This window comes from Vibrio sp. S234-5 (assembly GCF_000960595.1).
In the GTDB taxonomy this organism is placed as follows: Bacteria; Pseudomonadota; Gammaproteobacteria; order Enterobacterales; family Vibrionaceae; genus Vibrio.
Map to the genome: position 1 here is coordinate 67,532 of NZ_JZAM01000033.1, position 22,490 is coordinate 90,021.

The window sequence follows — 22,490 nt, forward strand, 5'->3', positions numbered from 1 at the left end:
ATTTTTATTGCATAGATCAGCAAAAATGCTAGCATAAGCCACATAACAACTAACGCAGAAATGAGACATGACGATTCAGGTTAATGGCATCAATAAGTCTTACGGTAACACCCAAGTATTGCACGATATTCATTTTCGTTGTGACAAAGGCGAAACCTTAGTCTTACTCGGCCCAAGTGGTGCGGGTAAAAGTTCTCTTTTGCGCGTTTTGAACCTGCTTGAAAATGCCGATAGCGGGCAACTGAACATCGCCGGGCAAACGTTCGATTTCACCCATCCAATGAGCGAGCATCTGGGTTTGCAGCTCAGACGTCAAGTCGGCATGGTTTTCCAGCAATACAACCTTTGGCCGCATATGACTGTGCTAGAAAATTTAGTGGAAGCCCCGGTCAAGGTCTTAGGTTTGAACAAAACCGAAGCCAAAGAACAAGCGACACAGATTTTAACCACGTTGCAATTGGCTGAAAAAGCAGATGCTTGGCCGTTGGAACTCTCCGGTGGTCAGCAACAGCGTGTCGCTATCGCCCGCGCCCTGATGATGAAACCCGAGGTACTGCTGTTTGACGAACCAACGGCGGCGCTCGATCCTGAAATCACCAATCAAGTCGTGAAGATTATTAATCAGCTGAGTGAAACGGGCATCACCCAAGTGGTCGTGACACACGAAGTCGATTTTGCAAAAAAAATTGCCAGCCATGTGCTCTACCTTGAGAAAGGGAAGATAGTCGAGCATGGCACTAAACAAGCCTTTACCCAGCCACAAACTAGCCAGTTTGCGGACTATTTAAAGCACTAAACGAACAATAGGCTGGCTCCAGAGGGGGCATCAGCGCATAAAAACACGGAGTATTACAATGAAAAAGATTTTACTGGCATCCCTTATCGGACTCGTCTCTGCCAACGCAGCAGCGCAGCAGGAAATTAAATTCGCCATGGAAGCCACTTATGCGCCGTTCGAATACATGGATGAGAACAATCAAATCCAAGGTTTCGATGTGGATTTAGCCAACGCGCTGTGTAAACAGATGCAAGCGAAATGCAGCTTCCACAATCAAGCCTTTGATAGCCTTATTCCTGCCCTGAAGTTCAAACGTTACGACGCCGCGATTTCCGCAATGGACATCACCGAAGCCCGTCTTGAGCAAGTGAGCTTTACGGATGCTTATTACGATAACTCAGCGGCATTTGTTTCCATCGCAGGCAAAGTGGCCGATCAAGGTGCTCTGAAAGGCAAACGCGTTGGGGTGCAAAACGGTTCAACTCACCAAAGCTACTTACTTGAGCAAATGGCAGGTGTGACCGCCGTACCTTACGCCAGCTATCAAGACGCCTTTATTGACATGAAAAATGGCCGTATTGATTCGGTGTTCGGTGACACTGCGGTTGTCGCAGAGTGGTTCAAGAAAGAGAACAATCTCGCTTACGTCGGCGAGTATGTAACCAACGCACAGTACTTCGGTAACGGCTTTGGCATCGCGGTCAATAAAGATAACCAGAAACTGGTCGCTGATCTGAATGCAGCACTTCAAGCTGTGAAAGCGAACGGCGAGTATCAAACCATTTTTAACCAGTACTTCGGAAACTAATATGGGGCTGACGGGCTACTCACTTTCACTGGTTCAAGCAAGCTGGATGACCGTTCAGCTTGCAGTGGTCAGCCTGTTGGTTGGTCTGGTTCTGGCGGTCATTTTCGCCAGCGGCGAGATGGCTCGGCTTGCCGTCGTCAAGTGGCCAACAACGCTGTTGGTCACCTTGCTGCGCGGCCTGCCTGAAATTCTCGTTGTCCTGTTCATCTATTTCGGTTCAACACAGGTACTGTTTTTGCTCACGGGGGATTTCATCGAAGTCAGCCCGTTTCTCTCTGGTGTGGTGGCGTTGTCACTGATTTTCGCTTCTTATGCCTCGCAAACCCTGCGCGGCGCACTCAAAGCGGTTGGCAGAGGACAACGTGAAGCGGCCAGTGCGCTGGGCATAGCCAAAAGCCATGCGTTTTTTCGTATCGTACTGCCACAGGCCATTCGCCACGCGTTGCCTGGATTAACCAACCAGTGGTTGGTGCTGCTAAAAGATACCGCTTTAGTTTCCTTGATCGGCGTGACGGACCTGCTCAAACAGGCGCAGTTAACGTCAGCCGCAACCCATGAGGCCTTTACTTGGTATGCCACTGCGGCGGCGATTTACCTGCTTATTACACTAATCACCCAACGCTTGGTGAAAGTGCTCGATAAGAAATTCTCCATTCAAGGAATGAGTATCAGCGAAGGAGGTAAAGCATGAAAGAGCAACATGTTTGGCAATTGCTGCAAGGCTTAGCCACCAGCTTAGAATTAACTGTCGCTTCGCTGCTTGTGGGCTGTCTCCTTTCTCTGTTGATGACCACCACATTGATTTTAAGAGTGTCCGTGGTGCATTGGCTGAGCCGGGGCTTGATCACCCTGTTTACTGGCACGCCGCTACTGGTACAGATTTTCTTAATCTATTACGGGCCCGGGCAGTTTGATTGGATTCGCGACAGCTTTCTATGGAACTGGTTTAGCCAACCTTGGTTTTGCGCCATGCTGGCACTGGCTCTCAATACGGCGGCCTACAGTACTCTGTTGTTTAAAGGCGCATTTAACGCTATCCCTTCCGGACAATGGCAAGCTTGCCGTGCATTAGGCATGGATAAAATCAGAACCTTACAAGTATTACTGCCTTATGCGCTAAGACGTGCTGTACCGGCTTACTCGAATGAAGTGATTTTGGTGTTCAAAGGGACGTCGCTGGCCAGCACCATTACCATTATGGATTTGATGGGTTATGCACAACGCATCAATGCACAAACCTACGATACCTTGACCGTGTTCGGTGTCGCTGGGGCGTTTTATCTCACCATCAATGCGATCTTGACCTTGCTTTTCCGTCAGATTGAGAAAAAAGCCCTCGCATTTGAAGCGCACTAAGTGGCCAGCTCTCAATGCTTATCCGATTGTGATATATCAACGGCAGAAAGCCATATCGCTCTCTGCCCTTTCTATTCCACCTAATTTCCCACCCAGATCACTCTTTGCAATGAAATCACACTAAAGCCACAATTCTAGTGGCAGAGCAATGCACTTTTTCCCTACAGTATCCAACATCAACTCACCAAAGGAACTGTTTATGGAATTTCCAATTAGCGCCTGCTGTCAATGTGGACAAGTCGAATATCAACTGCACAAGGCTCCTTTTAAAGTGCTTGCTTGTCACTGCACTGAATGTCAAAAACTCGCTACCAGCCCCTTTAGTGTTACAGCGCTGGTTCATGTGCAAGACATTGAATTTAAAGGTGAGATGCATGAGTGGCAACGCGCCTCCGAAAGTGGCAATATCAACGCCGCTAAATTTTGTCCCGGCTGTGGCAACCGAATATATCACTTCAACCCCGCGGCACCAGAGGTCATTAAACTGAAACTCAAGCCCGTTGCGCCTGATGTTCAGTCCCTGTTTCAACCGACTACCCATGTTTGGATCAAGGAGAAACAGAGTTGGTACGAGATCCCACAAGGTGTTGAGGTATTTGAAAAGCAATCCTAACCTAGGCTGTCACACAGAATGGGCTGAACCAGCCCATTTTCTCTCTAGGCCGAAAACGTTCGGCTTTGCTCTCCCTTCCCTTTGATCGTATCTAGATTTTCATTACTAACATCCTTATCACCAATGTGGCGACTTTAGTCTAACCTAAATAAAGCGGTCTGTTGTTTACCGCCATGGATTCAAGTATTCAGTCAGATTCACTAGTCAACCTCGACGAATAAGTTTATCGCTAACACAACTTTCATCTAGGTGACCGGAAAGGAGACACGGCATGAACCGATTAACCACCACTTTTTTTCCTTTTATTCTTATCGCACTGTTTTCATCCAGCAGCTTGGCCAACACCGTGAGGCTCGCCAATGGCGAATGGGCACCTTACCAATCCAAATCACTCAAACATGGAGGTTATATCTCTCATTTAGTCACGGAAGCCTTCGCCGCAGAAGGCTACAACGTTGAGTTTGTTTACTTACCTTGGAAACGGGGTTTTGAACAGACACAGGACGGTGAGTTAGACGGCTCATTTCTGTGGAGCAGAAATGACGAGAGAGCGCAGCATTTTTTCTACTCAGACAAAGTGCTGACTCTAAAAACATCCTTATTCCAACGCAAGGGCGCACAGATTATGTGGAGTAAACCAGAAGATCTCGCCAAATACGCTATCGGTGGTGTCATCGGCTATGCCTACGGCGTTGAGGATTTAGAAAAGCAAGGTGTGGTGAAGATCTCTCGCATCTCCGATGCCGACGCGAACTATAAAAAGCTTGCGGGCGGGCGTTTAGACATTGTTTTGGAAGACTCCAATGTCGGCCAAACGACCGTCATGCGACTCGGCTTGGCCGATCAAATCGAAATGAATGACAAACCGATCGTCGAGAGGGACTACTTTCTCATCGTGCCGAAAAAATCACCCAGAGCGCAAGAGATCTTAGATGCTTTCAACCGCGGCCTAGCTAAAGTACTGGCTGAGGGTAAGCTAAACGAATTTGAGCAAGAGTCAATCAAGGGTAATTATCAGTAACGCTACTACTTCGATGTTCCTCTAATAAAGAAATTTAGGGGAACATCAGGCATTAACTGTAATTCTATTTTTTATTCAAATTAATTATTCTAACTCTTCCTTACTGCCATGATTTTTATTATCTTCAAACATGGTTTACATTATTACCATACGAAAATCGAGTCTGATTAATTTTTCAAGTATTTTAAACACAGATAAGATAGTCAAATAATACTTATAAATACAGTATCTCGCTGCATAAAAAAGTGAGCGCATTTATCATCGCTCACTTTTCCATTAAGAGAATTATCACATTCCAGTTTTATCAGGCGTCAGACTAGAAAAATAGGTGTCGATCAATTCAAAGTAGCGCCCTGTTTGCTTCATTTTCTGCAATTCCACATCAAAGCGATTTCGTAATTCTTCACTCTGGCGCTTTTTAGAAAATGCAATATAACTCAAGGTGGTTTGCATCGGTGGCAGCATGATTTCCAGTTTGTCTTGTAGGGCTAACCGAGCGATGATACTGCGAGCACCAAACTCATTCGACACCCAAAGGTCGACTCGGCCAGCACTCAGCATCAGAGCACATTGCTCAGCGGAGTTCTGCCTAGCAATGGTTTTAAATGCGCCAGATTTGATCTTCGAATCGATATACTCTCCGTAGCTCACTTTATTGACCACACACAAACTCAAACCATCAAAACGCTTTTGCTCTACATCATTAGAATTTACCGAACTATCTTGATTACGAATCAAGCTGATATTTTGCCTAAACAAAACCTGTTCACTGAAATAAGCAAACTCTTCTCTCTGTGGCGTTTTAAATATCGTAAATATGGCATCGACTTCACCTATCTCCATATAGTTAAGTGCTCGTGCCCAAGGAAGAATGGTGATTTCAACGGGAACCTCTAAGTTGTTAAATATTTCTTCAACTAAACTCACGGCTATGCCAGATACTTGCGAGCCTTTACTTTCAATATAAGGCGGGTATTCAAGCGTGACTACATGTAGAGATTCGGCCGCCATTGATTTGGGTAAAAAGGTTAACAGGAGCAAACCCGTAGCTGTCCATTGTTTCATATTAAATCTCTCCAGAGACAAATATCACTGTTAGTTATAGTTCTGCCTATCAAGATAAATCAAGAAATCAGTAAAGTGAGAAAGATGAACTGCCGACAAAACAGATAACAGGCTATTTTCTATCAAATTAAGCGATGATTGAATTTGCATATTCTCTCGCATGACACTACTTTTTTAAGAAGCATCCAAATCGAGAGTGCCTGCCGTGAAAAGTTTAAAAATCGTATTTCTCGCCCAAGTCATTTTCGCAGTCACCTTAGTTCTTCTGGTTTCTGCCTTTATTAAACATCAGAACTTTAAACAGACTTTGACTTCTGAACTGATGCTGAGTGTCAATAACACCAGCCAACGCATGGCCATCAGCCTCCCCAAAGCGGTATGGGATTTTGACCTTGATACCGCGAAAAGAGCGATTTCTGCCGAGTTGAACTTGCCAGAAATTTCAGCGATTCAGTTGCAAGACACGCAAGGGAGCGACTTGGTGTTCTTGCAGCCCAACGAAGGTGAAAACAATCAAGTTGGTGTGGAAGTCAAGGACAAAAGCGCATTTTCAGCCGAGATGATGGTGAGTAAAGAGCTGCTTTTCTCCGACTACGGCGAGGAGAAATCGGTTGGTAAGGTGAATGTCTACTACAACACACACGTACTAGATGAAAAACTGGCGCAGTCTCTACTTCTCAATCTTGTAGAGCTTGGCATCGTTGCTCTGATTATCAGTATCGTTGTTATCGCCGCGCTGGTGGCTACCGTTTTGAAACCGATACGCCAGCTCACCAACGTGATTCAATCGCTCTCATCCGGCGATGGCGATCTGGCTAACAAGCTCGCCCCGGCGAAGTACAAAGAGTTTGATGAGATTACCGACGGCATCAACACCTTTACCGAAAGCTTGCGTGTGATTGTTCAAGATGTCAGCCATTCATCCGTCACTTTGGAAGAGAAAGCGCGTGAAAGCGGCAGTAACGCCCGCGAGAATGCCAACAAGCTTGAGCAGCAGAAACATCAACTGAGCACCGTCGCAGCGGCGGCAACCGAGCTCAACCATTCAGTCTCTATCGTCGCAGACACCGCCGCAGAAACGGCCGATCAAGCTCACACTGCGACCTCCCTTGCCAATCAAGTCAATCAGGCCATCGAACATTCTGCGAATGAAATCATTAACATGCGCAATGAAATGAATCAGGTAAACGACAAGATGCATGTGTTGGTTAACGAAGGAGAGAAGATTACCACCGTGCTCAATGTGATTAATGATATCTCTGAACAGACGAACCTACTAGCGCTTAACGCGGCTATCGAGGCGGCTCGCGCTGGAGAGCAAGGCCGTGGTTTCGCCGTGGTCGCCGATGAAGTACGCAATTTGGCGGTGAAAACTAGCCAGTCAACCGAGCAAATCCAGAAAAACATTGCCACCTTGGGCAGTGCAACCACCTCGGTAGAACAAGAGCTGTCACGCATTGCCTCTTTGTTAGAGAAAACGGCAACCCGAGTGAGTGATTCACAAGATTCGGTCAATCAAGTGCAAGAATTGATCAGCGTGATCTCTGATCGTAACGGCCAAATATCTCAAGCCACCGAGGAACAAAGACAAGCGGTTGAAGAGATCAGTCAAGCGATCGTCGAGGCATCTGAAGCGTCCAATGAAGTCTCCTCTGGAGCGATTCAAAATGCCCAACGCACCGAAGAGGTACTCGACTTAAGCCAGAGCATTGCTCGACACATGACCAAGTTCCGTACCTAAATTTAATTAGTTTCTTATAAAAAAGAGGGAAGCTTATGAAAACGCTTTTGCTTACAGTCAGTGCCTTATTACTCTCCTTCTCCGCCCATGCTGCGACCATCACGGCGGCTCAAGATCCTTGGCCACCGTTTGTTCAGCAAGACAACATGAACAAAGGGATTTCAGTGGAAATCGTTACTGAAGCCTTTAAAACACAAGGATATGATGTGGATTTTAAAATCATGCCTTGGACACGCGCGCTCACTGACGTAAAAGAGGGGCGAGTAGATGTGCTGGTCGCGACTTGGTTCACTCAAGAGCGAACTTCCTACCTCAATTACAGTCAGCCCTATCTGGAAAACTCGCTTAAGTTTATAAAGCGTAAAGGAGACAGCTTCGAGTATCAAAACATGTCCAGCCTGACCGGAAAGAACGTTGGCATCGTACGCAATTATGGTTATGGCGATGAGTTTCTCAATGCGACAAATTTCAATAAACCTGAAGCTAACGATCTACTGACTAATGCGAAGAAACTTTTGGCGAACCGAATTGATTTGACCTTAGAAGATGAGTTGGTGGCTAAATCCACCTTGTCAGGCGCAGGAATGAATCTAGATGATTTCGAGTTTACTCAAAATGCACTTTCAATTAATCCTCTCCACGTCACCTCTGGGGTAGCGAACGCTCGAAATGGTGAGATTATTGCGGCGTTTAACAAGGGTCTGGCCGAGATCAAAGCAAACGGTACGTTCGACAACATCTTACGCAAATATGGCATTAAGTAGTGTCTACCTCTCAAAGATGAAAGGGATTTGATGAGAAGAGAGACCCAAGAAACAAATAGACAGAAATAAAATGGCCCCTCGAAATCGGGGCCATTTTTGACTGCGGCTGACTGAAAAAATGCGATTAGAGCGCAATTTCTCCACCATCTTCACGGCGAATCACGACCGTTGCGGCGCGAGGCCTTACCGTTTCGCCCGTAGGTGTTACTTCTGCTGCATCATCGGTATATGGCCAGTTGCCCGGATGTTGAATGTTCACGAACACCGATTTGTAATCTGGACTAATGGCAAACCCCGTCACTTCACAACCGTTTGGTCCAACAAAAAAGCGCTTCAACTGCGTTTGGTTGTCGGCACCAACCGTCACCTGCTTGCCATTTTCGTCGACCATACGTGAAGGTACGACAGCCAACATTTGATCATTGGTGTAACCGGTGACTTCACTGGCACCGTTATCCGTTTGGATCCACAAGATACCGCGGCCATCAAAGGCCAATCCGTCTGGGCTGGCAAACTGGTTCAAATCCGTCAAACCAGAGCGGTTGGTATCGGCATTACCATTGGCAGGAGAACCAAAGACAAAAATATCCCAGCTAAACTCAGTCGCACTTGCGCCTTCTTCCCAACGAATTACGTGACCAAACTTATTGTTCAAACGTGGGTTAGCCGAGTTAGCTTCTATGCGCTTGGTATTGTTGGTCAAAGTGAGATAAACGCTGCCTGTGTAGGGATCCACCGCACACCATTCAGGGCGATCCATAGGCGTCGCGCCAACCAAGTCTGCAGCACCTGCGGTATTGAGAATGATATCGGCCAGCGAAGCAAAACTGTCTGCTAGTGTGCCTCCGTCTGTTGTCACACTCTCCAGAGTAAGTGGTAGCCAAGTACCTGTTCCATCTTCGTTGAAGCGTGCGACATACAAGGTGCCTTCGTCCATGTATTTATCGCCAGTTGCTAAGCGGTTAGCGGGTTCAGCATCTGCTGCATCCCACAGCGCTTTCGATTCAAACTTGTACAGATACTCGAAGCGAGAATCGTGGCCGGAATAGAAGACCACTGGTTTACCCACTTGCAGCTTACCAAACGTACAACCTTCATGACGGAAACGGCCAAGCGCAGTACGTTTTACCGCTCTTGAGTTCGCGGTATATGGGTCAATCTCAACGATGTAACCGTGACCACTCGCTTCATTGCGGTAGTCATCCATCGCGCTTGCCCCAGTTGGTGCAACGCTAAAACGGGTAAATTCGTCTAGGCGCTCTTCTGCATGTCCAGCTAGCGTTTCCCACGCGTAACGCGTTGTGCCACTCTTTTCAATACCGATACGAGACTGCTCTGCGGTCAAAGTGTCTGTATTGATAAAGTAACCCGGCCAGTTTTCTTCACAGGTAAGATACGTGCCCCAAGGTGTGTAGCCGTTACCGCAGTTGTTTAGCGTACCGCGCGCTTGGCTGCCGTCTGGTGAGAAGCGCGTCACCAGATGTTCGGAGTACGCCATTGGGCCGGAAATGTCCATAACCGTCGCCCCTGTGTAGCGGCGGTTAAGCGGATCGTTGTCCACCATTTTCCACACATTATCTTCGAGTTTGATACGCACAACTGAAACGCCATGTGCGTTAATCTCTTTGCGCACTTCATCAACGATGGTACGAACGCCATTGACAAAAGTTTGACCATTGGTGTGCAAGGCATCTTCATCAATGTATTCGTGGTTGATACACAGTAAACCATCATTAGGATTGCCATTGAGTGGGAAGAAATGCATCCCATCATGGTGCATGCCGAGTGAGTATTGCTGATCGTCTGCGCTGTTGCTGGCATCCGATTTCCATGCAGCCGCTTTACTATTGAGCGGAGTTCCCCAAGGAACTAGAACTTGTGCTTTGTACCCTGGTGGTACACTCACCGCATCGGTTAACGATCCAGCAATTGAGTCAAAATTAAGTACCGCCGCCGCCTTACCTGCCCCTGCGTTACTGCCAGCCGATGCAGCCGTTGAAGAGCTGTTACAACCCGCTAAACCAAATGCGCCAAACGCCGTCATCGCACTGATACCCAGCCCCCCTTTGAGGATGTTACGTCGAGTAAGACTCGCTTCTAAAACGTCTTCAAAAGGCTTGTTTTGGCTATGGTTATAACGCGTCGCGTCAAATGTTTCCTTACTCATAAGTTTATTGTCCCAAGTGTTAATAATTAGAGTTGAGCGGGAACATAATGAGATAGAAAAATGACAAATTTTGTCTATCTTTATGAAAGTTTGTTTGAATAAATGTTATGAATTAGTCAATTAGAAGCGAATAAGCGCAATAGTCTTTGGTTTCTCGGACAAACAACGTTATAAAGACGCACGCCTGAACAAGCAAAGCATACTCAGTTGTTTTTGCCGTATGGGCTTTTTATCATTACAACCCTAGCGAGAGAACATAATGAAACTAGATAAAGTGGAAAACAAAAACCGTCGTCTTCGCAAAAAACTGTTTTTAGGCGAGTTCGCTATTCTTGGTTTCGAAATCAGCTGTGAAACCGACATCCACGACTTTGATCGCTATGACGTTTTTGTCGATGACTTCATTGATTTCATCGATGCGTTGGGTCTGTGCTTTGGTGGCGGCGGTCTAGAGCATTTCGAGGGTTTTATTTGTGCCAAAGAGCGTTACGCGAGCGCGACAGAAGAGCAAAAAGCGCAAGTACTTGAATGGCTAAACGCACGTGCAGAAGTCAAATCGGTTCTTGCAAGCGATCTAGCCGACGCAAACTACCTGTAAGATCTATTTAAGATCTTGATACAAATTCGGATTCTGGTGAAATAAAACTGACTAGATGAAGAGATATTTGAGCTGGCAGTTCTGGGGACCACTCCTCCAAGCGCCAGCTCGATTTCTTTGGTATAGCTTATTTATTGCGGTATTAACTTTACGGTTTGCGGTTGTAACTACTTAGCAAGATTTTTTAGATGCATCTTTCACATCTTTCCAATATTGGATACGGATGCGATGAAGCTGAGCTCTTCTCACTTTTCTCATAGCAATCTCCTTAAATTATCTGCCTAAATATAGGCTTATCTATTTTCTCTGAGGTTTATTTGCCTCGATAACATATCGAGTAACCTCGACTCTGGCCGTGATTGACTTCACAAGTTAATGACAAAGCACCAAGAGTTGCAACTCATTTTTTGAACCCTAATGTGCATATTGTCATGGCTCTGACCAATCTACTTAGCTCATATGACAGAAAAATGGCAAATTTGTTCCGTTTTCCTGATGATTAAAACTCATACAATTCTCATGCCAGTCCATCAGCCTCATTTTTAGTAACGGCACACCCACTCCGCATTCATCCATCGGTGAGAGTGTGACAGCCGCAACATCTTTTCCCATAACAATAAAATGGTTAATAACGACTTTTGCCATCTAGTTTGTGCGAGATCTCTTACACGGAATGTAAGCCTTTCTACTATTCCCAGCTAAGACCATAACCAATAAAAACTACAACTTATTGTTTTTATATCAATTTTATTCAAATGGTATTTTTTCTCACTAATTATTTTCCACAACAGCAATTGTCAGCGTTACGTAAAAAATCAATACTAGGTTCGTCAACAGGATGTTGGCGGGAACAGGACAAAGCCTAAAGGATTGGGTATCTTCAGGATGAAGATTTGATGACTTAGGATGAGTTATCAGCAAGGAAGTGACACTCTGGGATAGAGTTACGCCCGTCAGGATGACAGGCCAGGAAGGACACCGCTAGGAAGGCGATGTAGCAAGGATTAGGTTAAAGGATTTAGCCAATATCATGGATAGATGCAGGGAGCACTATCAGTAGCTGGATTGCTGCGAAAGAGAATAAGCCCCGTCTGGGAAACCAGGCGGGGTTTTATTTTTATCCCTAAACAAGATCGCTGCACAAAAAGTTGTGTTTTTGCACATTTTCAACCATCAGTGCTAGAGAACCTTGCAGAGATCGATTAAGTTGCTACCAGTGGTTACTAAACGTTCAAGAAATGAAGGGCTGTTTGGCAAGATCGATTACCGATAACGCGCTGTCACCCTAGCTGAGAACATAGGTAGAAGAAAAAAACAATCGCATCGGATGAGTTTCCTCTTCTATTATTACTAAACAGGTAGCCCGCCACTTGTTGCATTTTCCCGATTAGATGGTTATTTTCAGACGGCCAGAAGTCTAATCGGACCAGTTGTAACTCACGCTACCATAACCAATTTTTCTAATATCCGACGCCTTTTTCACTTGACAATCATTAGCCGTAAGGGATGCCACGTTGATAGAATATTTTTATCATTACGATGATTTTTTTTCGTTTTCATCGCTAGTTAAAAAAATCTAAGGTGCGCACCTCAAAAACGATGTGGTGTTCTACCACAATCCTGAATCGTGTGAACGAATGGTTTTTGCCCGCATTATTTAAGGGGTATGTCACATCATTTAAACCCGTTCGCTTTATTCTTAAATGATTTGAAATTGGTAATGACTTACTAAGGAAATGCCATGCGTATTGCTATTCTTTCTCGTAATGAGAGTCTATATTCCACCACTCGCTTAAAGCAGGCTGGTGAAGCACGTGGACACCAAGTGGATGTCATCGACACGTTGCACTGCTATATGGACATTACGAGCAACAACCCTAAGATTCGCTACAAGGGTGAAGAATTGCCGGAGTATGACGCTGTCATTCCACGCATTGGCGCTTCAGTGACTTTCTACGGTACCGCAGTGGTTCGCCAGTTTGAAATGATGGGTACATTCTGTATCAACGAATCGGTTGCCATTAGCCGCTCGCGCGACAAACTGCGTTCTTTGCAGTTGTTATCGCGCAAAGGCATTGGCTTACCACGCACTGGTTTTGCACATCATCCAGATAATATCCAAGACGTAATCAAAAACGTTGGTGGCGCTCCGCTGGTGATCAAGCTTCTTGAAGGCACTCAAGGCATTGGTGTGGTATTGGCTGAAACCAGCAAAGCAGCTGAGAGCGTGATCGAAGCCTTTATGGGTCTGAAAGCCAACATTATGGTGCAAGAGTTTATCGAAGAAGCCAAAGGGGCTGACATTCGTTGTTTTGTGGTTGGCAATAAAGTGATTGCGGCGATGAAGCGCCAAGCGAAAGAAGGCGAGTTTCGCTCCAATCTGCACCGTGGCGGGACTGCACAGCTGATTCGTCTCAGTAAAGAAGAGCGCGCGACCGCCATCAATGCGGCGAAAGCAATGGGACTGAACCTTTGCGGTGTGGACATTCTCCAGTCGAAAAACGGCCCTGTGGTCATGGAAGTGAACTCTTCTCCTGGCCTAGAAGGGATCGAGAAAGCCACGCAAAAAGACATCGCTGGCATGATCTATGAGTTTATCGAAAAGAACGCGAAGCCGAATGCTAATCGCACACGAGGCAAAGGATAATCATCCGCGGTGAAAGCGAGCCTTTCACTATACTTAAAATTGCGTAGCAAGCTTGGATATATACTATGACTCAGAAATTGATCATCGGAAATACTGAAGCTGTCTGCTTACCAGAGTTAGGGATTACTCACTTAGAGACGCGAATTGATACTGGCGCGCAGACTTCTTCTCTGCACGTTGATAATCTACTTTGTCTGAGAAAGAAAGGCAGAAAGTACGTCGAGTTTGACCTTCATCCTGATGTCTATCATTTGGAAAAAATTGTGCGTTGCAGTGCGCCTCTTAAAGCATGCAGAAAAGTGAAATCTTCCAACGGAACCTTTGAGCACCGCTGTGTGATCGAAACCCTGTTGCGAATGGGAGACCAAGAGTGGCCGATTGAAATCACGCTTAGTAACCGCCAAGATATGACCTACATGATGTTGTTAGGCCGTCAAGGCATGTCAAATAAAGTCCTAGTGGACCCAAGTCAGTCTCACATTTTGGTATCTTGAGCTGGTAGGAGGAGATTTTCTCCTCCTCACTCTCTTTTACGACCTTTCTTGCTGCCTACCGCGAAACGCCATAGTGAACCAGCTAATCCTCTCAGCTTGACTTGCGTTACACGCCAATGTGTTGCTGGGCTGCGCGGCGCTGTACTCAGAATGTGCTGATAAGCAATTTCATCAAATACCACCTGTCCTCCATGCGCAGCAAGTAGCATTTTCGGCTGCATTTCGAACACTCGCTTAAGCGATGTACGATATTTATTGGGATGAAAAACTGGAAAAGGCGCGATTAGATGCTTTTTCACTTCCACCATTAAATCTGCGACATAGAGAATATCTTGCTGAGGATGATAGACCGAGAGATCGCGATCGGTATGCCCCGGCGTTTCTAAAATTTGCCAATCTTCAAAGCCCGGAATCGGTTGACCGTCACACAAGCGGTAGTCCGGTTTAAGCCGCCTCGAATACCAAAGATTACGCTTTGGCTTTTTTAGTCGATTAGCCATCCAACGTGCTAACGCTAGATCGGTTAAATGCATCAAAAAACCATCCCAGCCGTGATACCAATCGTGCGTTTTGTCAGCCGAGACCAGTTTGCACCCTGTCAAACGTCGCAGAAGATGTGCCCCACCCGCGTGATCTGGGTGCATGTGCGTCACCACCACCACTTTGAGGTCAGAGAATGACTTTCCCAACTCGTGCTCAATAAATTGCTTAAGATAGGGAATATCGGCCCGGCTTGCTCCATCCAAGAGCATCAGTTTGTCAGGGTATTCCGCCAAATACATGATCTGGATATAACCTTGAATTGTATGTAATCTCACCAAAATTTCCCTTTATTGCCTTTAGTTGGGCATCTTATCCGTGACTCAATCTGGTCTGACCAATAGATTAGCAACAAATTTGTACAACGTCAGCTATGCGCCACATTAACGGGGAAATCGTGTGGACCGAAATTTAAGACTCCTCGCTAAAAACAAAAATCCCTCAATCAACGCTGAGGGATTTTTTAATTTTTTGGCCTGAAAAACGCGTTTAAGTTAACTCATTTCGCTCAGTGTTACTCACTGTCCATTTCGCAATCGGTACAACTTTGTAGGGCAATTTCGTGTTCGAACACGATTGTCTCGTTACCTTGTACGGTGAGATCGGCGATTTCAGCCGCGACTTCTTGTTCATCTTCTTCTTCTACTTGATCCACCAGCTCTTCTTCTGAGTAGCCGTAGAAATTAAGCAACAAGTAATCACGCGCTTCTTCTTTGGTGCAAGTCACGTTGACCGCCAGATCAGGTTCAACATTGTCTTGTGCAGTAATTACTGCCACTTGCGCTAACACATCCTCTTTCATCGCTGCCGTTAGCCAACCCAGATCCGTGCTGACGGTGGTTTTTTTACAGTTAAAACAAGGAAGTGGATGAAAGTAATATTGGAAATTAGTCATAAGTCATTTCTTCTGTGAGTGTTGAATAGCAGGATTATGCGCGATTTCTCGCAAAATACTATCTCAATAGAGATGGAAATCAGAATTGCTGTTCTGCGGCGAACTCGCGCTAACACGATGAGGCAAAATCCTCCTATAGAACGCTTTTATTCTTGACCTTCCCCTAGGGTTAAGCTTTAAAGTACAGCTAAGTTTTTCATTAAAGGCACGACATGCGTTTCTCTTCTGTTCGCATCTTCTGGATATCCATCATCAGCATGTTTGCCATGCTGACCTCTGGTATTGTTTCCAGCGCGCCTTTAATGACTTTTCAGATGCTAAGCGCAGTGCAATCTCAAAGTACGGTGCAGTCTCAAAGCACCATGACATCCGATTGTGGTATGAGCGTGAAGGTGGTTGATCCCCACGCGATGCACTCTGGAAGCCATCAATCGGCAAACTCTCAAGCCGAAAGCAATCAAGCAGCTAAGACGCCAACCAACCACTGCGCCACTGACGCCCCATCGATACACAATTGCTGTACTGCGGCCTGTGTCAGTGTCTTTGCGTTTTTGCCCCAAACTGCGCACTCCTTACCTGTCTCTTACAACATGGCGCTGATCCCTCGTGAATCAACGGCTTGGTCTATTGAAAGACAGCAATCTCTTTATCGCCCTCCAATAGCGTAATCCGATCATCAATATGTCGTATCACAAGCTCTAACGAGCTGTGGTGTGTATTTTCACGTCGCTTTTTGACGTGCAGATTGGATTATGAAAATGAAACCAAGCTTATTGGCGCTGTGTATCAGCGTTTCCGCTCTGGTTGCAACTCCAGTGATGGCGCAGTCTTCCACTGCCCCAACAGGTCAGTTGCTCTCACAGAGCGATCCTTTAACCCTGCTGATTGAACAGGCTCTGGCGAATGACGCCAGCCGCAAGCAGATTTTTGCCCAATCACAAGCCATGCGGGAAAGCGGCGTTGCAGCCTCTACCTTGATGGATCCCAAACTGAAAGTGGGCTTTGGTGGTTTACCGGTCGATAGCTTTAAGTTCGACGAAGACCCAATGACCAACATTTCTGTCGGTCTAATGCAGCAGTTTGAACGAGGTTCAACGTTAGACTTACAGAGTAAAAAAGCCACTCAGCAAGCCGATGGTATGGCGCTTCAAGTCGACACCCGCGAACGGGAAGTGGCCAACAGTATGACGCAACTTTGGCTGGAACTCGGCTATCAGCAGCAAGCTGAACGCGTTCTGCTTGAAAATCAGCGCTTAATGCGTGAGCTAGAAAGTTTCATTAGCACCAACTATTCGATTGCTAAGAGTGAAGCCCAGGACCTGCTCAATGCGCAGTTGCAAGTCAGCCAATTAGAAGAAAAGCTGCAAGCCAACCAGCAGATGCAACGCCGCATTCTGGCACAAATGTCCGAATGGCTCGGCAGCGAATGGCTGTACCAACAACGCGATCTCAAAGCGAGTAATCAACTCAATTGGGATGCGTTAGAGCGTTTATTGTCGGCGTCATCCACGACTCAGCACTTCGCCCTATTGGCCCAACATCCGATGGTGCAAATGGCCAACGCCAATATTGCGGTCAGCCAAACGCAAGTAGAGCTTGCCGAGCAATCTTACACCCCTCAATTTGGTGTCGAAGTGATGTATGCCTACCGCCAAGCCAACAATATGAAGGGGGAGCCCGCCTCCGATCTGGTTAGCGCGTATCTCACGATGGATATCCCACTGTTTACCGGAAATCGTCAAGACCGAGCACACGCTGCGGCCCAATATCAGGTGGGTGCGGCTCAATCGCAAAAAGATCTCCTCCTGGCGCAGATGAACGCCAAAGTGAACGCGTTATTGGTGGATAGAAGCAATCTCGAACAGCGCTTTGAACGCTACCAAAATACCTTGCTTGAACAAGCCAAAGCGCGCACCAAAGCTGTTGAGCGGGGCTACCAAAACAGCACTGCACAATTTAACGACGTGATCGCCGCAACCAGAGATGAATTGGCAGTGGAGTTGGAGTCGCAGCGCCTTCTCACCGACCTCAATCAAGTGAACAGTAATCTTGCGATGTTGCTTGGCGGCTTCACCTATACCGTCACCCAACCCGAACTCGCGGATATTGACGCGAACCGTCGCTAATTTGCCAAGGAATTACAGAATGAAATCACTACAAATCGCAACGGTTGCCCTACTGATTGGCGCTGCACTCGGCTTTACGGCTAATCAATATTTCAATGCTCATGACATGAGTGCCATGGCTGCTACCGACAACAAAGCAAGTCATGAGCCGTTGTATTGGGTTGCGCCAATGGACCCAAATTACAAACGCGATAAACCCGGCAAGTCACCTATGGGTATGGATCTCATTCCCGTCTATGCCGACGATCTCGCAGGGGCAAACGACAAGCCCGGAACGGTGAAGATCGACCCTTCAGTTGAAAACAACCTAGGGGTAAAAACGGCCGCAGTCGAACTGGCCAAGCTATCACCACGCATCGAAACCGTGGGTTACATAGCGTTTGACGAAAGCCAGCTGTGGCAGACCAACGTACGCGTGTCTGGCTGGGTGGAAAAACTGTATATCAACGCCGTAGGTGAGCAGGTGAAAAAGGGCGAGGTTCTCTTTACCCTCTACTCTCCTGAACTGGTCAAAGCGCAAGAAGAACTACTCAATGCCAAACGCACTGGCCGTGATGGGCTGGTTAAAGGCGCGACAGAGCGATTACTTTCTTTGGGCGTCGACCGCGAACAGATCAACCAAGTGATTCGACGTGGTAAAGCATCACAAACCATCGAGATCAAAGCGCTCGCTAATGGCGTTATCGCCAGTCTCAACATTCGCGAAGGTGGCTACTTATCACCCGCACAAGCGGTCATCAGTGCTGGCCCTCTCAATGAAGTGTGGGTAGATGCGGAAGTGTTCGAGCGACAAGCACACTGGTTAACTAATGGAAGCCAAGCGAGCATGACGTTGGATGCACTGCCCGGCAAAGCTTGGCAAGGTGAGGTCGACTACGTTTACCCCATTCTTGATCCGAAAACACGCACATTGCGCATGCGTCTTAAGTTTGCCAACCCAAATGGCGAACTCAAACCAAACATGTTCGCCAACATCACCTTGCAGCCCGTCAGCGACTCCGAAGTGCTCACCGTACCAAAATCTTCGGTGATCCGCTCAGGTGGTATGACGCGTGTGGTTTTGGCGCAAGGTGACGGTAAATACCGCTCAGCACGCATCGAAACCGGCCGAGAAGCCGATGACAAAGTGGAAGTACTCCAAGGCTTAAACCAAGGGGATCGCATTGTCACCTCTGCGCACTTTATGCTTGATTCGGAATCGAGCCAAACGGCCGATCTTTCGCGCATCAATGGTGTTGAAGCGCCAGCAGAAACCGCGTGGGCCAAAGGCGAAATCACCGATCTTATGGCCGATCACGGCATGTTAACCATTAACCACCAGCCTGTACCAGAGTGGAATTGGCCCGGCATGACGATGAATTTCAACGCCGCGCAAGGGGTGGATTTAACCAAGCTTGCCAAAGGACAGGCCATCGAATTCGAAATGCAAAAAACCGCCGACGGCCAATACCAAATCGTCGCTATCAAGGCAGACAACAGCGCCATTGCGTCTGAAGTTTGGCTCAGTGGGGATATCTCCATGTTGATGGCGGATTTTGGCATGGTTACCCTCTCCCACCTTCCTGTCGCTGAATGGAACTGGGATTCAGGTGAAATGAACTTCTCTGTGGGTGAAGAGATCAATTTGTCGGGCTTTGAAGAAGGACAGAAAGTACGATTTCTAGTTGCTAAAGTGGGCTCTGACTACCAGTTGAAACAACTTGAAGCGATGGGAGGTCAATAATGATAACAGCGATCATTCGTTGGTCTCTCAACAACCGTTTTCTGGTGTTGATAGCCACACTATTTCTTACCCTGGGCGGGCTGTACAGCGTTAAAAACACGCCCGTCGATGCGCTCCCCGATCTCTCTGATGTGCAGGTGATCATCAAAACCAGTTACCCAGGTCAAGCGCCGCAGGTCGTGGAAGATCAAGTTACCTACCCACTCACCACCGCCATGTTAGCGGTGCCGGGTGCCGAAACAGTGCGCGGTTACTCGTTTTTTGGTGATTCCTACGTCTACATCATCTTCAACGATAAAACCGACATGTATTGGGCGCGCTCTCGCGTTTTGGAGTATTTAAGCCAAGTGGCGCCAAAACTGCCACCCAATGCCAAGCCGACACTCGGCCCCGATGCGACGGGTGTGGGCTGGATCTACAGCTACGTGCTGCAAGACAAAACAGGCAAGCATGATTTAGCTCAGCTACGAAGCCTACAAGACTGGTTCCTAAAGTATGAGCTGCAAACCGTCGAAGGGGTGTCGGAAGTCGCCACTGTTGGCGGTATGGTCAAACAATACCAAGTGCAGATCGATCCTGCGAAATTGCGTGCTTACAACTTAACGTTGCAGCAAATCAACATGGCGATTCAGAACGGCAACCAAGAAACGGGCGCCTCAGTGATTGAGGTGGCAGAAGCCGAACACATGGTGCGCACCACGGGCTATCTCAGCAGCGTTGAAGATATTCAGTCCCTACCGCTTAAGGTGACCGATAAAGGTACACCACTACTACTGGGTGACATTGCCGATATCAACATTGGCCCACAAATGCGCCGCGGCATCTCTGAATTTAATGGTGAAGGGGAAGCCGTGGGTGGCGTGATCGTGATGCGTTTTGGCGAAAATGCCAGCCAAGTGATCGACAACGTCAAAGCAAAACTGGCAGACTTGCAACGCAGCCTACCAGAAGGCGTGGAAATCGTGTCGACTTACGATCGCTCGACCCTGATCAATGCGGCGGTTGAAAATCTTTGGAAAAAACTCGCCGAAGAGTTCATTGTGGTGGCGGTGGTTTGTGCGCTGTTCTTGTTCCACATTCGTTCATCCTTGGTCATCGCACTGAGCCTCCCTGTCGGTATTCTCTCCGCCTTTATTGTCATGCACTGGCAAGGAATTAACGCCAACATCATGTCTCTCGGTGGCATCGCCATTGCGATTGGGGCCATGGTGGATGGGGCGATCGTGATGATCGAAAACGTCCACAAGCACATTGAACGCACACCGCTTACGGATAAAAACCGCTGGCAAGTGATAGGTAAAGCGGCTGAAGAAGTCGGCGCGCCGCTGTTCTTCTCACTGCTTATCATCACGTTAAGCTTTGTTCCCGTGTTCGCACTGGAAGGCCAAGAAGGCAAGATGTTCTCACCACTCGCCTTCACCAAAACCTACGCAATGGCGGCCGCGGCGGGGCTGGCCATTACCTTAGTCCCCGTTCTGATGGGGTATTTCATTCGTGGGAAGGTGCTTTCTGAACATAAAAACCCGGTCAACCGTGGTTTAGTTGCTCTGTATCGCCCACTACTTAACCTCAGCCTAAAATACCCAAAATCGATGATCGTGCTGGCATTGGGATTGATGGCATCGGCTTACTACCCGACCAGTCAATTGGGCAGTGAATTTATCCCGCCATTGGATGAAGGCGACTTGATGTACATGCCAACCACTTATCCGGGCATTTCCATCGGTAAAGCGCGTGAGCTGTTGCAACAAACCAACAAGCTGATCAAAACCGTACCGGAAGTGGAAACGGTGTGGGGCAAAATTGGCCGTGCCGATACCGCAACCGATCCCGCGCCACTGACGATGATCGAGACGGTTATTCAGCTCAAACCGCGCGACCAATGGCGTGAAGGCGTGACGACAGAATCACTTCGCAAGGAGTTTGATAACCTTGTTCAGTTCCCGGGCTTAACCAACGCATGGGTGATGCCGATCAAAACCCGCATCGACATGCTTGCCACAGGTATCAAAACACCGATCGGCATTAAGATCGCCGGTCCTGATTTGAAAGTAATCGAGCAGATCGGCTCACAACTCGAACCGATCCTCAAAGGCGTGCAAGGCACCGCGTCTGTTTACGCTGAACGTGTTGCGGGTGGGCGCTATGTCACCATCGACATCAAACGTAAAGCGGCAGCACGTTACGGTTTGAGCATTAAAGATGTTCAACAAGTGATTTCCACCGCGGTTGGCGGCATGAACGTGGGAGAAACCATTGAAGGTCTGGAACGCTACCCCATCAATGTGCGTTATCCGCAAGACTACCGTGATTCCGTGGTCAAATTGCAAAACCTACCACTGGTAACGCCAAACGGAGCACGCATTGCACTCGCCGATGTGGCAGACATTCGCTATGAAGATGGTCCACCGATGATCAAAACCGAAAACGCGCGTCCAAACGGTTGGGTGTTTGTCGATATTGATGGTCGCGATTTGGGCTCTTACGTGCAAGAAGCGCAAAGCGTGGTGGAGGAGCAGCTTGAACTTCCCGCAGGCTATTCACTCGCTTGGTCTGGTCAGTATGAATATATGGAACGCGCTAAAGAGCGACTCAGTGTGGTGGTGCCCATTACGCTGGCCATCATCATGCTGCTGTTGTACTTCAGCTTCCGTCGCGTTGGCGAAGTACTGATCATCATGGCGACACTCCCTCTGGCGATGGTGGGCGGACTGTGGCTGATGCATTACCTCGGTTACAACTTCTCCATTGCGGTGGGGGTCGGCTTTATCGCACTGGCCGGGGTGGCGGTGGAAATCGGTGTCATCATGCTCGTCTACCTCAACCAAGCGTGGCATTACAAAAAGCTTCACGCTGAAGAAAACAAACAGTCGCTCGTTGCACAAGATCTCACCGACGCGATCCGCGAAGGCGCTGGTTTACGTGTGCGCCCAGTCATGATGACAGTGCTAACAGTGATCATTGGCCTTATCCCAATCATGTACGGTGAAGGCACGGGCTCTGAAGTGATGCAGCGTATCGCGGCCCCAATGATTGGTGGCATGGCTTCAGCACTTCTGCTAACGCTGTTGGTTCTCCCTGCCATATTCAAGTTATGGAAGAGCACCGAACTGACCAAAACCGAATAAAAAATCACGGGCAGTACTGGCTGCCC

The 22,490-nt window shown here is 47.6% G+C and carries 20 protein-coding genes; 15 read left to right on the forward strand and 5 right to left on the reverse strand.

All coding sequences use genetic code 11. From position 1 onward, the window contains the following. Nucleotides 1-67: 67 nt before the first annotated feature. From artP to UF06_RS00420, 6 genes are all read left to right on the forward strand, one after another. Nucleotides 68-796 carry an arginine ABC transporter ATP-binding protein ArtP gene (gene artP, locus UF06_RS00395; protein WP_045568670.1) on the forward strand — a complete coding sequence of 243 codons (729 nt, stop codon included), beginning with the start codon at nucleotides 68-70 and terminating at the stop codon, nucleotides 794-796. A 58-nt stretch (nucleotides 797-854) separates the two neighbouring features. Further along, the gene (locus UF06_RS00400) at nucleotides 855-1,586 is read left to right on the forward strand and encodes a lysine/arginine/ornithine ABC transporter substrate-binding protein (RefSeq protein WP_045568671.1); all 732 of its coding nucleotides are present in this window, start codon (nucleotides 855-857) and stop codon (nucleotides 1,584-1,586) included. A 1-nt stretch (nucleotide 1,587) separates the two neighbouring features. After that, complete coding sequence (artQ, locus tag UF06_RS00405) at nucleotides 1,588-2,277, forward strand: arginine ABC transporter permease ArtQ (RefSeq protein WP_045568672.1); 690 nt, start codon at nucleotides 1,588-1,590, stop codon at nucleotides 2,275-2,277. Continuing rightward, a complete protein-coding gene (gene artM / locus UF06_RS00410; RefSeq protein ID WP_045568673.1) occupies nucleotides 2,274-2,942 on the forward strand; it encodes an arginine ABC transporter permease ArtM in 669 nt (222 codons plus the stop codon). The genes artQ and artM overlap by 4 nt, the downstream gene beginning before the upstream one ends. A 199-nt stretch (nucleotides 2,943-3,141) precedes the next feature. Then, nucleotides 3,142-3,555, forward strand: coding sequence for a GFA family protein (locus UF06_RS00415; protein ID WP_045568674.1), 414 nt, complete (start codon nucleotides 3,142-3,144; stop codon nucleotides 3,553-3,555). A gap of 271 nt (nucleotides 3,556-3,826) precedes the next feature. After that, a complete protein-coding gene (locus UF06_RS00420; RefSeq protein ID WP_045568675.1) occupies nucleotides 3,827-4,576 on the forward strand; it encodes a transporter substrate-binding domain-containing protein in 750 nt (249 codons plus the stop codon). A 288-nt stretch (nucleotides 4,577-4,864) separates the two neighbouring features. Here the strand turns inward: UF06_RS00420 and UF06_RS00425 are convergent, their stop codons facing one another. After that, entirely contained in the window at nucleotides 4,865-5,641 is a 777-nt protein-coding gene (locus UF06_RS00425) for a transporter substrate-binding domain-containing protein (protein WP_045568676.1), read from the reverse strand. Between the two features lie 205 nt (nucleotides 5,642-5,846). Here UF06_RS00425 and UF06_RS00430 point away from each other — a divergent pair, with 205 nt between their 5' ends. Continuing rightward, on the forward strand, nucleotides 5,847-7,382 hold the full coding sequence (locus UF06_RS00430; protein WP_045568789.1) for a methyl-accepting chemotaxis protein: 1,536 nt from the start codon (nucleotides 5,847-5,849) through the stop codon (nucleotides 7,380-7,382). A gap of 35 nt (nucleotides 7,383-7,417) precedes the next feature. Then, nucleotides 7,418-8,146: a transporter substrate-binding domain-containing protein gene (locus tag UF06_RS00435; protein WP_045568677.1), complete on the forward strand. Its 729-nt coding sequence runs from the start codon at nucleotides 7,418-7,420 to the stop codon at nucleotides 8,144-8,146. 124 nt (nucleotides 8,147-8,270) lie between these two features. Here UF06_RS00435 and UF06_RS00440 read toward each other — a convergent pair whose 3' ends face one another. Further along, nucleotides 8,271-10,313, reverse strand: coding sequence for a PhoX family phosphatase (locus UF06_RS00440; RefSeq protein ID WP_045568678.1), 2,043 nt, complete (start codon nucleotides 10,311-10,313; stop codon nucleotides 8,271-8,273). Between the two features lie 259 nt (nucleotides 10,314-10,572). Between UF06_RS00440 and UF06_RS00445 the strand changes: the two genes are divergently transcribed. Continuing rightward, entirely contained in the window at nucleotides 10,573-10,911 is a 339-nt protein-coding gene (locus UF06_RS00445; protein ID WP_039428128.1) for a 50S ribosome-binding protein YggL, read from the forward strand. A gap of 450 nt (nucleotides 10,912-11,361) precedes the next feature. On the opposite strand, the gene UF06_RS00450 is transcribed toward UF06_RS00445, so the two are convergent. Continuing rightward, on the reverse strand, nucleotides 11,362-11,556 hold the full coding sequence (locus UF06_RS00450) for a hypothetical protein (RefSeq protein ID WP_045568679.1): 195 nt from the start codon (nucleotides 11,554-11,556) through the stop codon (nucleotides 11,362-11,364). Between the two features lie 1,096 nt (nucleotides 11,557-12,652). Here UF06_RS00450 and rimK point away from each other — a divergent pair. Further along, nucleotides 12,653-13,558 (forward strand): 30S ribosomal protein S6--L-glutamate ligase, encoded by a 906-nt coding sequence (gene rimK / locus UF06_RS00455; protein ID WP_045568680.1) that lies wholly within the window; start codon nucleotides 12,653-12,655, stop codon nucleotides 13,556-13,558. 65 nt (nucleotides 13,559-13,623) lie between these two features. Next, entirely contained in the window at nucleotides 13,624-14,052 is a 429-nt protein-coding gene (locus UF06_RS00460; protein ID WP_045568681.1) for a RimK/LysX family protein, read from the forward strand. A gap of 26 nt (nucleotides 14,053-14,078) precedes the next feature. Here the strand turns inward: UF06_RS00460 and UF06_RS00465 are convergent, their stop codons facing one another. Further along, entirely contained in the window at nucleotides 14,079-14,870 is a 792-nt protein-coding gene (locus UF06_RS00465; protein WP_045568682.1) for an MBL fold metallo-hydrolase, read from the reverse strand. Between the two features lie 236 nt (nucleotides 14,871-15,106). Beyond that, complete coding sequence (locus UF06_RS00470; protein WP_045568683.1) at nucleotides 15,107-15,487, reverse strand: hypothetical protein; 381 nt, start codon at nucleotides 15,485-15,487, stop codon at nucleotides 15,107-15,109. A gap of 212 nt (nucleotides 15,488-15,699) precedes the next feature. On the opposite strand from UF06_RS00470, the gene UF06_RS00475 reads away from it, so the two are divergent. The 4 genes from UF06_RS00475 (at nucleotide 15,700) to UF06_RS00490 (ending at nucleotide 22,464) form a co-directional block, all read left to right on the forward strand. Further along, nucleotides 15,700-16,155: a hypothetical protein gene (locus UF06_RS00475; protein WP_045568684.1), complete on the forward strand. Its 456-nt coding sequence runs from the start codon at nucleotides 15,700-15,702 to the stop codon at nucleotides 16,153-16,155. A 90-nt stretch (nucleotides 16,156-16,245) separates the two neighbouring features. Further along, on the forward strand, nucleotides 16,246-17,613 hold the full coding sequence (locus UF06_RS00480) for a TolC family protein (RefSeq protein ID WP_045568685.1): 1,368 nt from the start codon (nucleotides 16,246-16,248) through the stop codon (nucleotides 17,611-17,613). Nucleotides 17,614-17,632: 19 nt separating this feature from the next. Beyond that, the gene (locus UF06_RS00485; RefSeq protein WP_045568686.1) at nucleotides 17,633-19,336 is read left to right on the forward strand and encodes an efflux RND transporter periplasmic adaptor subunit; all 1,704 of its coding nucleotides are present in this window, start codon (nucleotides 17,633-17,635) and stop codon (nucleotides 19,334-19,336) included. Continuing rightward, nucleotides 19,336-22,464, forward strand: a complete 3,129-nt coding sequence (locus UF06_RS00490; RefSeq protein ID WP_045568687.1) for an efflux RND transporter permease subunit — start codon at nucleotides 19,336-19,338, stop codon at nucleotides 22,462-22,464. The genes UF06_RS00485 and UF06_RS00490 overlap by 1 nt, the downstream gene beginning before the upstream one ends. Nucleotides 22,465-22,490: the final 26 nt, after the last annotated feature.